At 58.5% G+C, this 17,167-nt stretch carries 17 protein-coding genes; 11 read left to right on the top strand and 6 right to left on the bottom strand.

All coding sequences use genetic code 11. The annotated features are described in order from the left end of the window. Positions 1-73: 73 nt before the first annotated feature. A complete protein-coding gene (gene hrpB, locus V1599_RS06780) occupies positions 74-2,503 on the bottom strand; it encodes an ATP-dependent helicase HrpB (protein WP_395301240.1) in 2,430 nt (809 codons plus the stop codon). Positions 2,504-2,576: 73 nt separating this feature from the next. On the opposite strand from hrpB, the gene thpR reads away from it, so the two are divergent. From thpR to panD, 9 genes are all read left to right on the top strand, one after another. Then, positions 2,577-3,122, top strand: coding sequence for an RNA 2',3'-cyclic phosphodiesterase (thpR, locus tag V1599_RS06775; protein WP_395301239.1), 546 nt, complete (start codon positions 2,577-2,579; stop codon positions 3,120-3,122). Beyond that, positions 3,122-3,826, top strand: coding sequence for a DNA/RNA nuclease SfsA (sfsA, locus tag V1599_RS06770; RefSeq protein WP_112012807.1), 705 nt, complete (start codon positions 3,122-3,124; stop codon positions 3,824-3,826). Before thpR ends, sfsA begins: the two co-directional genes overlap by 1 nt. Positions 3,827-4,002: 176 nt before the next feature. Next, positions 4,003-4,458 carry an RNA polymerase-binding protein DksA gene (gene dksA, locus V1599_RS06765; RefSeq protein ID WP_001155232.1) on the top strand — a complete coding sequence of 152 codons (456 nt, stop codon included), beginning with the start codon at positions 4,003-4,005 and terminating at the stop codon, positions 4,456-4,458. A 57-nt stretch (positions 4,459-4,515) separates the two neighbouring features. Beyond that, on the top strand, positions 4,516-5,406 hold the full coding sequence (gene gluQRS, locus V1599_RS06760; protein WP_395301238.1) for a tRNA glutamyl-Q(34) synthetase GluQRS: 891 nt from the start codon (positions 4,516-4,518) through the stop codon (positions 5,404-5,406). Between the two features lie 42 nt (positions 5,407-5,448). Next, positions 5,449-6,846 (top strand): polynucleotide adenylyltransferase PcnB, encoded by a 1,398-nt coding sequence (gene pcnB, locus V1599_RS06755; RefSeq protein WP_297118742.1) that lies wholly within the window; start codon positions 5,449-5,451, stop codon positions 6,844-6,846. Then, positions 6,843-7,322: a 2-amino-4-hydroxy-6-hydroxymethyldihydropteridine diphosphokinase gene (gene folK, locus V1599_RS06750; protein WP_112012801.1), complete on the top strand. Its 480-nt coding sequence runs from the start codon at positions 6,843-6,845 to the stop codon at positions 7,320-7,322. Before pcnB ends, folK begins: the two co-directional genes overlap by 4 nt. 120 nt (positions 7,323-7,442) lie before the next feature. Beyond that, complete coding sequence (gene panB / locus V1599_RS06745; RefSeq protein WP_112012799.1) at positions 7,443-8,234, top strand: 3-methyl-2-oxobutanoate hydroxymethyltransferase; 792 nt, start codon at positions 7,443-7,445, stop codon at positions 8,232-8,234. A gap of 11 nt (positions 8,235-8,245) precedes the next feature. Then, positions 8,246-9,097, top strand: coding sequence for a pantoate--beta-alanine ligase (gene panC, locus V1599_RS06740; RefSeq protein ID WP_395301237.1), 852 nt, complete (start codon positions 8,246-8,248; stop codon positions 9,095-9,097). Positions 9,098-9,153: 56 nt separating this feature from the next. After that, positions 9,154-9,534, top strand: a complete 381-nt coding sequence (panD, locus tag V1599_RS06735) for an aspartate 1-decarboxylase (RefSeq protein WP_003856284.1) — start codon at positions 9,154-9,156, stop codon at positions 9,532-9,534. Between the two features lie 3 nt (positions 9,535-9,537). Here panD and V1599_RS06730 read toward each other — a convergent pair whose 3' ends face one another. The 4 genes from V1599_RS06730 to V1599_RS06715 form a co-directional block, all read right to left on the bottom strand. Continuing rightward, on the bottom strand, positions 9,538-10,785 hold the full coding sequence (locus V1599_RS06730; RefSeq protein WP_395301236.1) for a polysaccharide deacetylase family protein: 1,248 nt from the start codon (positions 10,783-10,785) through the stop codon (positions 9,538-9,540). 63 nt (positions 10,786-10,848) lie between these two features. Next, complete coding sequence (locus tag V1599_RS06725) at positions 10,849-11,289, bottom strand: PTS sugar transporter subunit IIA (protein WP_112012795.1); 441 nt, start codon at positions 11,287-11,289, stop codon at positions 10,849-10,851. Positions 11,290-11,391: 102 nt separating this feature from the next. Beyond that, positions 11,392-12,162 (bottom strand): ABC transporter permease, encoded by a 771-nt coding sequence (locus tag V1599_RS06720; RefSeq protein WP_112012793.1) that lies wholly within the window; start codon positions 12,160-12,162, stop codon positions 11,392-11,394. Continuing rightward, positions 12,159-13,085 carry an ABC transporter ATP-binding protein gene (locus tag V1599_RS06715; RefSeq protein ID WP_395301235.1) on the bottom strand — a complete coding sequence of 309 codons (927 nt, stop codon included), beginning with the start codon at positions 13,083-13,085 and terminating at the stop codon, positions 12,159-12,161. The genes V1599_RS06720 and V1599_RS06715 overlap by 4 nt, the downstream gene beginning before the upstream one ends. A gap of 107 nt (positions 13,086-13,192) precedes the next feature. On the opposite strand from V1599_RS06715, the gene can reads away from it, so the two are divergent. Next, the gene (gene can / locus V1599_RS06710; RefSeq protein WP_112012789.1) at positions 13,193-13,855 is read left to right on the top strand and encodes a carbonate dehydratase; all 663 of its coding nucleotides are present in this window, start codon (positions 13,193-13,195) and stop codon (positions 13,853-13,855) included. Between the two features lie 107 nt (positions 13,856-13,962). Here can and hpt read toward each other — a convergent pair whose 3' ends face one another. Next, entirely contained in the window at positions 13,963-14,499 is a 537-nt protein-coding gene (gene hpt, locus V1599_RS06705) for a hypoxanthine phosphoribosyltransferase (RefSeq protein WP_032644976.1), read from the bottom strand. A 206-nt stretch (positions 14,500-14,705) separates the two neighbouring features. Here hpt and V1599_RS06700 point away from each other — a divergent pair, with 206 nt between their 5' ends. Further along, entirely contained in the window at positions 14,706-17,096 is a 2,391-nt protein-coding gene (locus V1599_RS06700) for a glucose/quinate/shikimate family membrane-bound PQQ-dependent dehydrogenase (protein ID WP_297118516.1), read from the top strand. The last annotated feature ends 71 nt before the right edge of the window (positions 17,097-17,167 follow it).

Raw genomic sequence — 17,167 nt, 5'->3', positions numbered from 1 at the left:
CCCTCTCCCCGTGGGAGAGGGCCGGGGTGAGGGCATCAGGCCGCACAATCCGGCATCAGGCCGCATTCCCCTTTCACGAATACTTCTTCGTTCGCCGCGTCGGCGCCGCGTTCGCCGGATCGTCCGGCCAGACGTGCTTCGGGTAGCGCCCCTTCATCTCTTTCTGCACTTCATGGTAGCTGCCCGCCCAAAACGCGCTCAGATCGCGGGTGATCTGCAGCGGCCGATGCGCCGGAGAGAGCAGTTCGAGCACCAGCGGAACCCGCCCTTCGGCGATAGACGGCGTAGCGGCTTCGCCGAACATCTCCTGCATTCGCACCGCCAGCGCCGGAGGGTTATCCTCGTGATAACGAATGGCAATCCGGCTTCCGGTCGGCACAGTGTAATGCCCAGGCAGTTCACTATCCAGACGTTGACGTAATGACCAGTCCACTAAATTCTGTAACGCCGCCTTAACATCAAGCGATTTTAACGCCCGCAGCGAGTGAACGCCGCTCATTTGCGGCAGGAGCCAGCGCTCCAGAGACGCCAGCAGCGCCTCATCGTCAACCTGCGGCCAGCTATATTCCGGCAGCCAGCGCGCGGCGCAGTGCAGGCGAATCCGATATTGTTCGGCCTCTGGCGTCCAGTTTAGTACGCCAAGCCCTTTTTCCCGAATGCCGTTCAGCATCGCCTGGTGCAGCTCCTCTTCCGACGGCTTTGCCAGCGGCTTCATCCCAAGAGTGAGCCTGCCAATCTGGCTGCGGCGAAACGCCTTCAGCGTCCCCTGCGCATCGTCCCACTCCACGGTGTCAGAGCTTTCCAGTAACTGAGGGCATTCCCGCGTAAGGGCGTCGATATCCACCGAGATGGCCTGCAGGATCCGCGCGTCGGGAGAGTGGCTGCCCTGCAGCAGAAGCGGGGCAATCAGCCATTCACGGCGCGTCAGCGGGTCGTCGCCGTCCAGCATCGCGCCCATGCCGTTCGCCAGCTGGTAACGGCCGTCCAGACCGCGCCGACGGGCAATTCTGTCCGGGAAAGCCTGCGCCAGGAGAAGAGGGATACGGTCGCTATCAAGCGCCCCGCCCCGGGCGTTGAGCCGCTTAGCAAGCTGCTGCGCGCGCTGCTGCCAGTTTGCCTGGCTGCGTGAAAACGCCTGCGCCAGATCGCTGCTGCCGCCGCGCGGCGGCTCTTCCAGGATCGCCGCCAGCTTTGCCGCCGTGGCAATGTCGTCACTATCCTGCGCGGCCACCAGCATGGCGGCCAGGCGCGGATCGTTGCCCAGCGCGGCCATTTTCTGCCCGCGCGGGGTCAGGCGTTCGCCCTCCAGCGCTCCCAGCCGCGCCAGCAGCGCGCGCGCGGCCGCAAGGTTCACCGCGGGCGGCGGATTAAGCCACGTCAGCTGGGCCGGGTCCGGACAGCCCCACTGCAGAAGGTCCATCACCAGCGCGGAGAGATCGCTCTGCAGGATTTCCGGCGTGCCGTGCGCCGCCGCGCGTTCGGCCTGCTCGGCGCTGGTTAAATGCAAACAGATACCCGGCTCAAGACGCCCCGCTCGGCCCGCGCGCTGCACCATCGACGCCTGGCTTATGCGCTGGGTCAGCAGCCGGGTAAGTCCGGTTCTCGGATCGAAGCTGGCCACCCTCTCCTGCGCGCTGTCCACCACCAGGCGGATACCTTCGATAGTCAGGCTGGTTTCGGCAATGTTCGTGGCCAGCACAACCTTGCGCTGGCCCTCAGGCGCGGGAAGGATCGCTTTACGCTGTTCGCTCAGCGGCAGCGCGCCGTACAGTGGGCAAAGCATAACGTCGCGCCCCACCCGTGAGGCGAGCTGTTCCTGCACGCGCTGGATCTCGCCCACGCCGGGCAAAAACAGGAGCAGCGATCCCGGCTCGTGACGCAAAAGCTCTGCGGTCGCCACGGCAACCGCCTCGTCGAAGCGCTGATGCGCCGCCAGCGGCTGATAGCGCCGCGCCACCGGAAAGGCTCGCCCTTCGGAGGAGATAACCGGCGCGTCGGGCAAGGTTTGCTGAAGGCGCTCGTTGTCCAGGGTGGCCGACATAATCAGCAGCTTAAGGTCGTCGCGCAGCCCCTGCTGCACGTCCAGCAGCAGCGCCAGCGCCAGATCCGCCTGCAGGCTGCGCTCGTGGAACTCATCCAGAATCACCAGCCCGACGCCGGTCAGCTCCGGGTCGTTTTGCAGCATGCGGGTGAGAATGCCTTCGGTCACCACTTCAAGGCGCGTATTCGGCCCGGTGCAGCTTTCGGCACGCATGCGGTACCCGACGGTTTCGCCCGGTTTTTCATTGAGCAGCTCCGCCAGGCGCTGCGCCACGTTGCGCGCGGCCAGGCGGCGCGGCTCGAGCAGGATAATTTTCCCGGGGATCGCGCCCGCGTTCAGGATCTGCAGCGGCAGCCAGGTGGATTTGCCCGCGCCCGTGGGGGCGTTGAGCAAAACCTGCGGGGCGTGGCGTAGGGCAGAAAGCAGCTCGGGAAGGACGACGGCGACCGGCAATGAGGACACGAACAGCTCCAGAGGGTTAACATTAGTCGGCGTACATTGTAGCATCGGCGCATATCATTACCGAGTCCCTCGTATGTCTGAGTCGAAACGACTTTTCTTTGCCGTTGAAATGCCCGCCGCAATCCAGCGGAAAATCGTTCGCTGGCGCGCCGAAAGCTTCCCGGCGGAAGCGGGCCGCCCGATTGCCGCCGCCAACCTGCACCTGACGCTCGCTTTTTTAGGCGACGTCAGCGCCGAAAAGCAGCGGGCGCTCTCCGCCATGGCCGGGCGGATATCCCAGCCGGGCTTTACCCTGCGCCTTGACGATGCCGGTCAGTGGCTGCGCTCTCGCGTGGTGTGGCTCGGCACGCGCCAGCCGCCGCGCGGGCTGTTGCAGCTTGCAAATATGCTGCGGGCCCAGGCCGCGCGCAGCGGATGCTACCAAAGCCCACAGCCTTTTCATCCACACATCACCCTGCTGCGCGATGCGGGCCAGGCGGTTGCGATTCCGCCCCCCGGCTTTTGCTGGTCGTTTCCAGTGAACGCCTTCGCCCTTTATGAATCCGTCTTTGCAAATGGACGCACCCGATACGCGCCGCTGCAGCGCTGGACGCTGGGCGATCCCCCAAAGGAACTGTAATGAAGTTTAATCCTGCGCTACGGCGCGCCACGCTTATTCAGCGCTACAAACGCTTCCTCGCCGACGTGGTTACGCCTGAAGGCGAAACGTTAACGCTGCACTGCCCCAATACCGGCGCGATGACCGGCTGCGCCACGCCGGGCGACACGGTCTGGTATTCCACTTCAGAAAATACTAAACGCAAATATGCCCATACCTGGGAAATGACCGAAACCCAGCAAGGGGCATTTATTTGTGTGAATACTTTGCGCGCCAATCAATTAGTAAAAGAGGCGTTAATGAACGGAACGCTCCCTGAACTGGTGGGTTACGGTACGCATAAAAGCGAAGTGAAATATGGCGATGAGGGCAGCAGAATTGACTTTATGCTCCAGGCGGAAGATCGTCCTGAGTGCTATATTGAAGTCAAATCAGTCACATTAGCGGAACACGAAAATGGCTATTTCCCGGATGCGGTGACGCTGCGTGGCCAGAAGCATCTGCGGGAGCTGATGAGCGTTGCGGCGGCGGGGAAACGCGCCGTGTTGCTGTTTGCCGTATTGCATTCAGCCATACAGCGATTTTCCCCCGCCCGCCATATCGATCCTAAATACGCGCAATTGTTGAATGAGGCACAAAAGCAGGGGGTAGAAATTTTCGCCTATAAAGCGGAACTTTCTGCCGATAATATGACTCTGAAATCCTCTCTTCCCATTGTCTTATAAGGGATTAGATGATTGTTTATTATCTGTTCTGGCCGCGTGCGCAAATACGCTTTTCCTCACAGGCTTGTCAAGTGTTACGTTTAGATAATTGCCTTACGGAAAAGCATCTGCTATTTATAGCGACCTGATTTTTCCCCCGACACGGGGATCGATAGTGCGTGTTAAGGAGAAACAACATGCAAGAAGGGCAAAACCGTAAAACATCGTCCCTGAGTATTCTCGCCATCGCTGGGGTGGAGCCGTACCAGGAGAAGCCGGGCGAAGAGTATATGAACGAAGCCCAGCTGTCGCACTTCAAGCGTATTCTTGAAGCATGGCGTAATCAACTTAGGGATGAAGTCGATCGCACCGTTACACATATGCAGGATGAAGCTGCCAACTTCCCGGACCCGGTCGACCGTGCCGCCCAGGAAGAAGAGTTCAGCCTCGAACTGCGTAACCGTGACCGCGAGCGCAAACTGATCAAAAAGATCGAAAAAACGCTGAAAAAAGTGGAAGACGAAGATTTCGGCTACTGCGAATCCTGCGGTGTTGAGATCGGTATTCGTCGCCTGGAAGCGCGTCCAACCGCCGACCTGTGCATCGACTGTAAGACGCTGGCTGAAATCCGCGAAAAACAGATGGCTGGCTAATTCCGGCACGCTAAACATACTGCAAAGGCGGGAGTCTCTCCCGCCTTGTTAATTGATATGTCTGAATCTCATTATATCGGGCGCTTTGCGCCATCCCCCTCTGGTGAACTCCACTTCGGCTCATTAATTGCCGCGCTCGGCAGCTACCTGCAGGCTCGCGCCCGTCAGGGTAAATGGCTCGTTCGCATTGAAGATATCGATCCTCCCCGTGAAGTTCCCGGTGCGGCAGACACTATTCTGCGTCAGCTGGAACATTACGGCCTGCACTGGGACGAAGACGTTCTCTGGCAGTCGCAGCGGCACGAGGCCTACCGTGAGCGCCTGGCCTGGCTCAGCGCGCAAGGGCTCTCCTACAACTGCACCTGCACCCGCGCGCGGATTCACAGCGTGGGGGGCGTTTATGACGGCCACTGCCGCTCACTGAACAACGGCCCGGAAAATGCCGCCGTTCGCCTGCGCCAGCACGCGCCCGTCACGCGCTTTACCGATCTGCTCTCCGGGGAAATCTGCGCGGATGAGCGTTTGGCGCGCGAAGATTTTATTATCCACCGCCGCGACGGCCTTTTTGCCTATAACCTGGCCGTCGTGGTGGACGACCATTTCCAGGGCGTGACGGAAATCGTGCGCGGGGCCGACCTGGTTGAACCTACCGTACGGCATATTTCGCTCTATCATCAGTTTGGCTGGCGCGCGCCGGATTACATTCATCTGCCGCTGGCGGTCAATGAGGCAGGCGCTAAACTGTCGAAGCAAAACCACGCGCCGGCCCTGCCGGACGGCGATCCGCGCCCCGTTTTGATCGACGCGCTGCGGTTTCTCAACCAGGCTGTCATCACCGGCTGGCAGGATCTCAACGTTGACGAACTGCTGAAATTGGCCGTATCCGGCTGGACGCTTAACGCCGTGCCGAAAATCCAGCATTCTCAAATGCGTCGCGCTGAGCTATGATTAGCCGCTTTTTTCATAACAAAACACACTACGAGGTGTACCATTTTTACCCGAGTCGCTAATTTTTGCCGTAAAGTGCTGAGCCGCGAAGAGAGCATGGCGAATGACGCTATTGCGCAGAACCGCATGTCGGTTGTTCCCCGTGAGCAGCACACTATTTCCCGCAAAGATATCAGTGAAAATGCCCTCAAGGTGCTCTACCGTCTGAATAAAGCGGGCTATGAGGCTTATCTTGTCGGCGGCGGGGTACGTGATTTACTGCTGGGCAAAAAGCCAAAGGATTTCGACGTGACGACCAGCGCCACGCCTGAGCAGGTGCGTAAACTATTCCGCAACTGCCGCCTGGTTGGCCGTCGCTTCCGCCTGGCTCACGTCATGTTTGGCCCCGAGATTATTGAAGTCGCCACCTTCCGCGGCCATCACGAGGCGGGCGCGAGCGATCGCACAACCTCGCAGCGCGGCCAGAACGGCATGCTGCTGCGCGACAACATCTTCGGCTCAATCGAAGAAGATGCCCAGCGCCGTGATTTCACGATTAATAGCCTTTACTACAGCGTGGCGGACTTTACCGTTCGCGACTACGTTGGCGGTATGCAGGATCTGCAGGACGGCCTGATTCGCCTGATCGGCACGCCGGAAACGCGCTATCGCGAAGATCCCGTTCGCATGCTGCGCGCCGTGCGCTTTGCGGCCAAGCTGAATATGCGCATCAGCCCGGAAACCGGGGAGCCGATTCCGCGCCTGGCAACGCTCATCAACGACGTGCCTCCAGCCCGTCTGTTCGAAGAGGCGCTGAAGCTGCTGCAGGCCGGCCATGGTTTTGAAACCTACAAGCTGCTGCGTGAATACAGCCTGTTCCAGCCGCTGTTCCCAACCATCACGCGTAACTTCACCGAAAACGGCGACAGCCCGATGGAGCGCATGATTGCGCAGGTGCTGAAGAACACCGACACCCGCATTCAGAACGACATGCGCGTGAATCCGGCGTTCCTGTTCGCGGCGATGTTCTGGTATCCGCTGCTCGAAACGGCGCAGCGCATCGCGCAGGAAAGCGGGCTGGCCTACTACGACGCCTTCTCGCTTGCCACCAACGACGTGCTGGACGAAGCGTGCCGCACGCTGGCGATCCCGAAACGCATCACCACGCTGGTTCGCGATATCTGGCAGCTTCAGCTGCGCATGTCGCGTCGTCAGGGCAAGCGTGCCTGGAAGCTGATGGAGCATCCTAAGTTCCGCGCCGCCTTCGACCTGCTGGCGCTGCGGGCCGAGATTGAAAAAAATCAGGAGCTGCAGCGTCTGGCGCAGTGGTGGGGAGAGTTTCAGGTCTCCGCTCCGCCCGAGCAGAAAGATATGCTGACTAACCTCGACGACGAGCCGGAACCGCGTCGCCGTCATCGCCGCCCGCGCAAGCGCGCGCCGCGCCGCGAAGGATCTGCATGACCCTCGCGTACATCGCCCTCGGCAGCAACTTAGCCTCTCCTCTGGAGCAGGTTAATGCTGCCGTTAAAGCGATCGGCGAGATCCCGCAAAGCCGGATCGTTGCCGTCTCGTCGTTTTACCGCACGCCGCCGCTCGGCCCGCAGGATCAGCCTGACTACCTGAACGCCGCCGTGGCGCTGGAAACGGAGCTGGATGCCGACACGCTGCTGGACAATACCCAGCGCATCGAGCTTCAGCAGGGCCGCGTGCGTAAAGCCGAACGCTGGGGGCCGCGCACGCTGGACCTCGACATCATGCTGTTTGGCAACGACGTGATAAACACCGCGCGCCTGACGGTCCCGCATTACGACATGAAAAACCGCGGGTTTATGCTCTGGCCGCTGTTTGAAATTGCCCCTAACCTCCTCTTCCCTGACGGGATCTCCCTGCAGGCCGTTCTCGACGGTCTTGGCGCGGAAAAACCCGCTCGCTGGTGATATTACCCTCATCGATTAACCCTGAAATATTTGCAGGTAATCGGTTACCTAAAATCATTGTTCCCCCGAATGTTACTGTTAGAATGCGCAAAGATTCGCTTTGGGCTATCAGGAAACAGTATGAAACCAACCACCCTCTCCGTACTGCAGAAGTGCAAACAGGATAAAAAACGTTTCGCCACCATCACCGCCTATGACTACAGCTTCGCCAAACTGTTTGCCGAAGAAGGTATTAACGTGATGCTGGTCGGTGACTCTCTGGGCATGACCGTTCAGGGTCATGATTCCACCCTGCCTGTGACCGTTGAAGACATCGCCTACCACACCCGTGCAGTTCGTCGCGGTGCGCCAAACTGCCTGCTGCTTTCCGACCTGCCGTTTATGGCTTACGCCACGCCCGAACAGGCGTTTGAAAACGCCGCCGCGGTGATGCGCGCCGGGGCCAACATGGTCAAAATTGAAGGCGGCGCCTGGCTTGTCGACACGGTGAAAATGCTCACGGACCGCGCCGTACCGGTGTGCGGACACCTGGGCCTGACGCCGCAATCGGTGAACATCTTTGGCGGCTATAAGGTGCAGGGCCGCGGCGACGCGGCGCAAACGCTGTTTGATGACGCCCTGGCGCTCGAAGCCGCAGGCGCACAGCTGCTGGTGCTGGAGTGCGTGCCCGTTGCGCTGGCAAAACGCATTACCGACGCGCTCTCTATTCCGGTCATCGGCATTGGCGCGGGCAACGTCACCGACGGGCAGATCCTGGTGATGCACGACGCGTTCGGCATTACCGGCGGGCACATTCCAAAATTTGCCAAAAATTTCCTGACGCAAGCAGGCGACATGCGCGCCGCGGTGCGGCAGTATATTGCCGAGGTTGAGTCCGGGCTTTATCCGGGCGAAGAACACAGTTTCCATTAAGGAGTCTTGTTGTGCTAATCATTGAAACCCTGCCGCTGCTGCGCCAGCACATCCGCCGGGCGCGTCAGGAAGGTAAACGCATCGCGCTGGTCCCCACCATGGGCAACCTGCACGACGGCCACATGAAGCTTGTTGACGAAGCGCGCGCGCGTGCGGACATCGTGGTCGTCAGCATCTTCGTTAACCCGATGCAGTTTGACCGCGCTGACGACCTGGCCCGCTACCCGCGCACGCTGCAGGAAGATTGTGAAAAGCTGAAAAAGCGCCACGCGGACATCGTCTTCGCCCCCGCACCGGCGGACGTCTATCCGCAGGGTACCGGTGAGGCAACCTACGTGGACGTACCGGGGATTTCAACCATACTGGAGGGCGCGAGCCGTCCGGGCCACTTCCGCGGCGTATCCACCATCGTCAGCAAGCTGTTCAACCTGGTGCAGCCGGACATCGCCTGCTTCGGCGAAAAAGATTTCCAGCAGCTGGCGCTGATCCGCAAGATGGTGGCCGACATGGGCTATGACATCGAAATCGTCGGCGTGCCGATCGTGCGCGCGAAGGACGGCCTGGCGCTGAGCTCGCGCAACGGCTATCTGACGGCGGACCAGCGCAAGCTTGCGCCGGGCCTGAGCAAGGTCATGAACGAGATGGCGGAGCAGCTTCTGGCAAAAGCGCTGGCCGCAGAAGAGATTATCGCCCTCGCCGAACAGGCGCTGAACGAGAAAGGCTTCCGCGCGGATGATATCCAGATCCGCGATGCCGACACGCTCCTCGACCTGACGGAAACCAGCAGGCGCGCGGTGATTCTCGTCGCGGCATGGCTTGGCCAGGCGCGTCTTATCGACAACAAAGTGGTTGAGCTGGCGTAGTGCTATCACCCTCCCCTCCTGCAGGAGGGGTTAACGTATGATGAAAGGTAAACGTAATGATTCGCAAAATGCTGCAAGGTAAGCTTCACCGTGTAAAAGTGACTCAGGCAGACCTGCACTATGAAGGCTCCTGCGCGATCGACCAGGATTTTCTCGACGCGGCGGGCATTCTGGAAAACGAAGCCATTGATATCTGGAACGTGAACAACGGCAAGCGTTTCTCCACCTACGCGATTGCCGCCGAGCGCGGCTCTAAAATCATCTCCGTCAACGGCGCCGCCGCGCACTGCGCCGACGTGGGCGATATCGTTATCATCGCCAGCTTCGTGATGATGTCTGACGAAGAAGCGCGCCGCTGGCAGCCAAAAGTGGCTTACTTCGAAGGCGACAACGAAATGAAACGTACCGCGAAGGCGATTCCGGTTCAGGTTGCCTGATCATTACCCCTGCGGCTGGTTGCTAATCAGCCGCGACATCGTCTCCAGCGAATCCGTTCTGAGAATATACAGGCGCTTCAATAAGAACGGATTATCCCCCGGCTTTACCTTTCCTTTTACCGTGGTCACCGCCAGGTGGAATCCCGCGTCATTTGCCGCTTTTATCGCTTTATTATCGTAGCCGCCAAACGGGTAGGAGAGATACAGCACGCGCGGGTTAAACTGCCCCAGCGCCCGGCGCGAGCGCTCAAAATCAAACAGAATGACGTGCTCGCTGCGGCTCAATAATATGGGGTGCCGGTAGGCGTCAACGCGGTGCAGAAAGTGCGTATGGGACTGAATATCAAAGACGTCCTGAATGCCCTTAATCTCCTGTACGCTCATAAACTGCAGCGATTTCGGGTCCCACTTTTGAGGATGCCGTTTAATGCGCGACGAGATGATAAACGCCGTCGCGTTAAAGCCATACTCTTTGAGAATCGGATAGGCGTAGCGGCTTACCGACTTCAGCCCGTCATCGAATGTGATCGCGACGGACCTCGCGGGCAGGTTAACTTTGTTACGCACGTATCCTTCCAGCTGGTACATCGTCAGCGTGGTGTATCCCCGATCGCGCAGCCAGGTCATCTGGTTGCTAAACGCGCGCACGCTGGTGGTGGTGGAGGTATGCCGGAAGCGGGTATTTTCTTCATCGCGCAGAATGTGGTGATAGGTCAGCACCGGAATGCCGCTATCTTCCTGCGCGTCCAGGCTGCTTATCCACGCCAGGCGGTTGCCGATGCGTATTTGAAACCAGGTCTGGTTTAGCCTGTCTTTGAGCTTGTTCAGAATGGGGTAGCGCAGGTTTTCGCTGAGCGTGCCGAACGGGGCGCTGCCGCTGCTCGGCGCGTTATAGACAGGCGTGTCTTTCCAGGTGATCAGGTTTTGGTTGCTGAGCGGCTTATTCAAATCCCCCAGGCTGTCCGCCACGCGCTGTTTTCCCTGAACCGGCTCCAGATGCTCTTTATCGATGAAGCCCGTGCCGAAACCGAAGCGAAATTCATAATAGTCCGCCGCCGCAGGAACAACCGCCAGGATCTGCCCCGCCCGCACGTTCCCCACGTTAATGACGTCGTTGCCCACCTGCGCCCATATCGCCGCGTCTTCGGTGGTTTGCATATACTGCGCAGGCAGGCTTTGCTGACTTAACAGGCTGGCAGAACAGATGCCGGAAACGAAAATGAACAGCAGGAGAGTTAAGCGCGTCAACATGGAATTATTATCGGTACGAAAAAACTGACGCCATTGTAACAAAAGCGCCATCAATACCAACGTCTAATTCTTATACAGGTCGTGAAGCAGGACGAAGGGAGGGTTTTTCTGCTGCTGATGCCACAGGCTGCTTACGCCCGCCCCGCCCTGCGCGACAATGGCGTTACGGAACGCCGCGCTGGTTAACTGCTCGCGTAGCGGATACATTTGTTCCAACAATGAATAGCTGATACCCGAAATGACTTCGCAACTGTCGTGCTTGTGGCTCATCAGTGCGGCCGAGCGATAGGGCGCGGCGCCCGTTTTATCGGTGAGAAAAATGACGCCGTCCCCAGAATCAGTTTCGTGCAGGGCATCGCACATCATGCGGCTCAGCATGTTGGTGCTTAACCCGCGCCAGTAATTCACCGCGCGGCATTGCGCCAGCGGACCAAACCTGGCTTCAAGCCCGATCAACATGTCCTGCGCGTCTTCATCGTGGCAGGTAATAACCCATCCCAGCATAACTCTCTCCTTAGCAGGCAAGTAGTTTAGCGAAGTGAAGGTTAGTTTACGGTGATAACTATCAAAGAAAAGCGCCCGGCAGGCAAACTGCCGGGCGAGAGGTTAGCTGCGCAGGCCGCGGCCGCGCTGGATCAGATACCAGCAAAGTAGATAGAAGGCGATGATAAAGACCGCCAGTACGGCAACCGTGGTGAACAGCGGCACGTCGGTAATGCCGAGGAAGCCGAAGCGGAAGCCGCTGATCATGTAGACGATTGGGTTCAAATGCGACAGCGCCTGCCAGAACGGCGGCAGCAGCGTCAGCGAATAGAACACCCCGCCGAGGTAGGTCAGCGGCGTCAGCACGAAGGTTGGGATCAGACTGATGTCGTCAAAGGTTTTCGCAAACACGGCGTTCAGCAGGCCGGCCAGCGAGAACAGGATTGCCGTCATTACCAGCGTGAGCGCCACGAAGAGCCACGAATGCACCTGGAACGGCACAAAGAACAGCGAAATTGCCGTCACCAAAATGCCGACGCACAGGCCGCGCGCCACGCCGCCGCCCACGTAGCCCGCGATGATCACGTGCGTGGGCACCGGTGCCACCAGCAGCTCTTCAATATTGCGCTGGAACTTGGCGCTGAAGAACGACGACGCCACGTTGGCGTAGGCGTTGGTGATCACCGCCATCATGATCAGGCCCGGCACGATAAACTGCATATAGGTGAAGCCGTGCATTTCACCAATGCGCGAGCCAATCAGGTTGCCGAAAATGATGAAGTACAGCGTCATGGTAATGACGGGCGGCACCAGGGTTTGTACCCAGATGCGCATAAAGCGGTTAATTTCTTTCGCCCAGATGCTTTTCAGCGCGATCCAGTAAAGATGCGTCATGCCTTGTCTCCTTGTTTGTCCTGCACCAGAGAGACAAACAGCTCTTCCAGTCGGTTCGCTTTGTTACGCATGCTCAGGACCTGAATCCCCTGCGCGCTCAGCTGCGAGAACACGCTGTTAATCCCCTGCTCGCGCAGTACCTCAACTTCCAGCGTTGAGGTATCCACCAGGCGATACTGATACCCTTCCAGCTTTGGCAGCGCGCTTTTCGCCGCGAGATCGAGAATAAAGGTTTCTGATTTCAGCTTGGAGAGCAGATTCTTCATCGAGGTGTTTTCCACCAGCTCGCCGTGCTGAATAATCCCAATGTTCCGGCAGAGCATTTCCGCCTCTTCCAGATAGTGGGTGGTAAGGATGATGGTGGTGCCTTTGTCGTTAAGATCCTTCAGGAAGCCCCACATGGAGCGGCGAAGCTCAATATCCACCCCGGCGGTTGGTTCATCAAGGATCAGCAGCTTAGGCTCATGCATCAGCGCGCGGGCGATCATCAGGCGGCGCTTCATCCCACCGGACAGCATACGGGCGCGCTCGTTGCGCTTTTCCCACAGGTCGAGCTGCTTAAGGTACTTTTCGCTGCGCTCAACCGCGTCCTTATGCTCAACGCCATAGTAGCCCGCCTGCTGGACGACGATTTGCTGCACCGTCTCGAACGGGTTGAAGTTGAACTCCTGCGGCACCAGCCCCAGCTGGCGCTTGGCGTTAACCACGTCCTTCTGCAGGTCGTAACCAAACACGCTCACCCGGCCAGAGGTCTTGTTCACCAGCGAGCTGATAATCCCGATCGTCGTGGATTTACCGGCCCCGTTCGGCCCCAGAAGCGCATAAAAGTCGCCGGCCTCTACTTTTAGGTCTATTCCGCGCAGCGCCTGAACGCCGCCCGGATAGGTTTTTTTTAGCTGCTCAAGCTCTAGTGCAATCGCCATGAATTAAACTTACCTATAGTTCTGACACACGTTGTGTGGTTTCATTAAAAGTCGAGTTACCCTATATTAGCGCAACGCTATCACTCGGTTACAGGCCGTTAACCTCCATGAACGACATAGATACACTCATCAGCAACAATGCACTATGGTCAAAAATGCTGGTAGAAGAAGATCCCGGTTTTTTTGAAAAATTGTCGCAGGTGCAAAAGCCACGCTTTCTGTGGATTGGATGTTCGGATAGTCGAGTACCGGCCGAGCGCTTAACCGGCCTGGAGCCGGGCGAGCTGTTTGTCCATCGTAACGTGGCTAATCTGGTGATCCATACCGATCTCAACTGCCTGTCGGTAGTACAGTATGCCGTTGATGTGCTGGAAGTTGAACACATAATCATTTGCGGCCACTACGGCTGCGGCGGCGTACAGGCGGCGGTGGAAAACCCGGAGCTGGGGCTGATTGACAACTGGCTGCTGCACATTCGCGATATCTGGTTTCAACATAGCTCACTGCTGGGCGAAATGCCGCAGGAGCGCCGCCTTGATACCCTGTGCGAGCTGAACGTGATGGAGCAGGTGTATAACCTCGGGCATTCCACCATCATGCAGTCGGCGTGGAAGCGCGGGCAAAAAGTGTCGGTTCACGGCTGGGCCTACGGTATCCACGACGGCCTGCTGCGCGATCTGGACGTCAGCGCGACCAACCGCGAAACGCTGGAGCAGCGCTACCGTTCGGGAATTGCGAACCTAAAGCTTAAGCATACTAACCATAAATAAAGCCGGAGATTTTCTCCCTCTCCCAGAGGGAGTCGAGACAGTCCGGCGCGATGTGGTTTTCGCCCTCTCCCGTGAGAGAGGGCCGGGGTGAGGGCATCAGCCCGCCATTACTCGTCCAGCAAGACCACTTTCCCCACGTAAGGCAGATGGCGATAGCGCTGCGCGTAGTCAATGCCGTAGCCCACCACGAACTCGTCCGGGATAGAGAAACCAACGAACTCGACAGGCACCTGCACTTCGCGGCGCTCGGGCTTATCCAGCAGCGTACAGATCGCCAGGGATTTCGGCTCGCGCAGGCTCAGGATCTCGCGCACCTTAGAGAGCGTGTTGCCGGAGTCGATGATGTCTTCAACGATCAACACATCTTTGCCGCGAATATCTTCGTCCAGGTCTTTCAGGATTTTCACATCACGGGTCGTGGACATGCCGCTGCCGTAGCTGGAGGCGGTCATAAAATCGACCTCATGGGGCACCTGCACTTCACGGCACAGGTCGGCCATGAACATGAATGAGCCACGCAATAGACCCACCAGCACCATTTCGCTGCCGCTGTCCTTGTAATGTTCGGTGATTTGACGACCCAGTTCGGCGATACGCGCTTTGATCTCGGCTTCCGGGATCATCACTTCAACAGTATGTTTCATATTACTAACCATATGATTTTAAAGAAAATCCATCAATGCAGTTGATTATTCGTCCAGCATCGATTCGCAAGCGGGCCATTATAACAGCAAATGGATAAGCCTGGCGTATGAGTTATAAAAGCAAATATTGTGATTCCGATCACAGTTGTTAATACCTATAATTAATTGCTAGCAAATAATTAACAAAACTGACGAGTACACTTTCTATGGCTGAATCTAAAACAAAACAGCCGCGTCTACTGGTGAACTTAACAGCGCTATTTGCCGCCTTCTGCGGCTTATACCTGTTAATCGGTGGCGTATGGCTTGTCGCTATTGGCGGCTCCTGGTACTACCCGATTGCGGGTCTGGTTATGCTCGGCGTAACCGTCCTGCTCTGGCGTAGCAAACAATCTGCACTGTGGCTTTACGCTGCGCTGCTCCTCGCAACCATGATCTGGGGCGTCTGGGAGGTCGGTTTCGACTTCTGGGCACTGACGCCGCGCAGCGACATTCTGGTCTTCTTTGGCATCTGGCTTATTCTGCCGTTCGTCTGGCGTCGCCTGATTGTGCCATCCAGCGGCGCGGTCGCCGGCCTGGTGGTTGCCCTGCTGATTACCGGCGGCATCCTGACCTGGGCCGGGTTTAACGACCCGCAGGAGATCAGCGGCACGCTGAATACGCAGGCCACGCCTGCTGAGGCTATTTCGCAGGTTGCGGACGGCGACTGGCCGGCCTACGGTCGTAACCAGGAAGGCCAACGCTATTCCCCGCTGAAGCAGATCAACGCGGATAACGTGAAAAACCTGAAGGAAGCCTGGGTGTTCCGCACCGGTGACCTGAAGATGCCGAACGATCCGGGCGAGCTGACCAACGAAGTGACGCCGATTAAGGTCGGCAACATGCTTTACCTGTGTACCGCCCACCAGCGCCTGTTCGCGCTCGACGCGGCCACCGGTAAAGAGAAATGGCACTTCGATCCGCAGCTGAACTCGAATCCGTCGTTCCAGCACGTGACCTGCCGCGGCGTCTCCTACCACGAAGCCCGCGCCGAGAATGCGAGCCCGGAAGTGGTTGCCGACTGTCCGCGCCGCATCATGCTGCCGGTTAACGATGGTCGTCTGTTCGCCATCAACGCCGAAACGGGCAAGCTGTGCGAAACCTTCGCCAACAAAGGCATCCTGAACCTGCAGACCAATATGCCGGACACCACGCCGGGTCTGTATGAGCCAACCTCTCCGCCCATCATCACCGATAAAACCATCGTGATTGCCGGTTCGGTAACGGATAACTTCTCTACCCGCGAAACCTCCGGCGTGATCCGCGGCTTCGACGTGAACACCGGTAAGCTGCTGTGGGCCTTCGATCCGGGCGCGAAAGATCCAAACGCGATCCCGTCGGATGAACACACCTTCACCTTCAACTCGCCGAACTCGTGGGCGCCTGCCGCGTATGACGCCAAGCTGGACCTGGTCTACCTCCCTATGGGCGTCACTACGCCGGATATCTGGGGCGGTAACCGCACGCCGGAGCAGGAGCGCTACGCGAGCGCCATCGTGGCGCTGAACGCGACCACCGGCAAGCTGGCGTGGAGCTACCAGACCGTTCACCACGATCTGTGGGATATGGATATGCCGTCCCAGCCGACGCTGGCGGACATTACCGTTAACGGCAAAACCGTGCCGGTGATTTACGCCCCGGCGAAAACCGGCAACATCTTCGTGCTGGATCGCAGCAACGGCAAGCTGGTTGTGCCTGCGCCGGAAAAACCGGTTCCGCAGGGCGCGGCGAAGGGCGACTACGTCTCTAAAACGCAGCCGTTCTCCGACCTGAGCTTCCGTCCGAAGAAAGACCTGAGCGGGGCAGACATGTGGGGCGCCACGATGTTTGACCAGCTGGTGTGCCGCGTGATGTTCCATCAGCTGCGCTATGAAGGCATCTTCACACCACCTTCTGAGCAGGGCACGCTGGTCTTCCCGGGTAACCTGGGAATGTTCGAGTGGGGCGGGATCTCCGTCGACCCGAACCGTCAGGTCGCGATTGCTAACCCAATGGCGCTGCCGTTCGTTTCCCGCCTGATCCCACGCGGTCCGGGCAACCCAATGGAGCAGCCGAAAGACGCCAAGGGCAGCGGTACCGAAGCCGGCATTCAGCCGCAGTACGGCGTACCGTTCGGCGTAACGCTGAATCCGTTCCTGTCTCCGTTTGGTCTGCCGTGTAAACAGCCTGCCTGGGGGTATATCTCCGGCCTGGATCTGAAAACCAACCAGATCGTGTGGAAAAAACGTATTGGTACCCCGCAGGACAGCATGCCGTTCCCGATGCCGGTTCCGGTGCCGTTCAATATGGGTATGCCGATGCTGGGTGGCCCAATCTCCACCGCCGGTAACGTGCTGTTCATCGCGGCAACCGCAGATAACTACCTGCGCGCGTACAACATGACCAACGGTGAGAAGCTGTGGCAAGGCCGCCTGCCAGCGGGTGGACAGGCAACGCCGATGACCTATGAAGTGAATGGCAAGCAGTACGTTGTCATCTCTGCGGGCGGTCACGGTTCGTTTGGCACGAAGATGGGCGACTATATCGTCGCGTATGCGCTGCCTGACGACGCAAAATAAATGCAAAACGGCAACGAAAGTTGCCGTTTTTAGTATCTGTTCCCTCTCCCCATGGGGAGAGGGTCAGGGTG

Source organism: Enterobacter sp. ECC-175, from assembly GCF_043968675.1.
Lineage (GTDB): Bacteria > Pseudomonadota > Gammaproteobacteria > Enterobacterales > Enterobacteriaceae > Enterobacter.
The sequence above is the reverse complement of the archived record's forward strand: the minus strand, read 5'-3'. Positions and strand labels throughout refer to the sequence as shown.

What these genes read in the sequence shown, in the direction of transcription:
- thpR (WP_395301239.1), top strand. Translation starts at nt 2,577, where the DNA reads ATGTCTGAGTCGAAACGACTTTTCTTTGCCGTTGAAATGCCCGCCGCA.
- sfsA (WP_112012807.1), top strand. Translation starts at nt 3,122, where the DNA reads ATGAAGTTTAATCCTGCGCTACGGCGCGCCACGCTTATTCAGCGCTAC.
- dksA (WP_001155232.1), top strand. Translation starts at nt 4,003, where the DNA reads ATGCAAGAAGGGCAAAACCGTAAAACATCGTCCCTGAGTATTCTCGCC.
- gluQRS (WP_395301238.1), top strand. Translation starts at nt 4,516, where the DNA reads ATGTCTGAATCTCATTATATCGGGCGCTTTGCGCCATCCCCCTCTGGT.
- folK (WP_112012801.1), top strand. Translation starts at nt 6,843, where the DNA reads ATGACCCTCGCGTACATCGCCCTCGGCAGCAACTTAGCCTCTCCTCTG.
- panB (WP_112012799.1), top strand. Translation starts at nt 7,443, where the DNA reads ATGAAACCAACCACCCTCTCCGTACTGCAGAAGTGCAAACAGGATAAA.
- panD (WP_003856284.1), top strand. Translation starts at nt 9,154, where the DNA reads ATGATTCGCAAAATGCTGCAAGGTAAGCTTCACCGTGTAAAAGTGACT.
- V1599_RS06730 (WP_395301236.1), bottom strand. Translation starts at nt 10,785, where the DNA reads ATGTTGACGCGCTTAACTCTCCTGCTGTTCATTTTCGTTTCCGGCATC.
- V1599_RS06725 (WP_112012795.1), bottom strand. Translation starts at nt 11,289, where the DNA reads ATGCTGGGATGGGTTATTACCTGCCACGATGAAGACGCGCAGGACATG.
- V1599_RS06720 (WP_112012793.1), bottom strand. Translation starts at nt 12,162, where the DNA reads ATGACGCATCTTTACTGGATCGCGCTGAAAAGCATCTGGGCGAAAGAA.
- V1599_RS06715 (WP_395301235.1), bottom strand. Translation starts at nt 13,085, where the DNA reads ATGGCGATTGCACTAGAGCTTGAGCAGCTAAAAAAAACCTATCCGGGC.
- can (WP_112012789.1), top strand. Translation starts at nt 13,193, where the DNA reads ATGAACGACATAGATACACTCATCAGCAACAATGCACTATGGTCAAAA.
- hpt (WP_032644976.1), bottom strand. Translation starts at nt 14,499, where the DNA reads ATGAAACATACTGTTGAAGTGATGATCCCGGAAGCCGAGATCAAAGCG.
- V1599_RS06700 (WP_297118516.1), top strand. Translation starts at nt 14,706, where the DNA reads ATGGCTGAATCTAAAACAAAACAGCCGCGTCTACTGGTGAACTTAACA.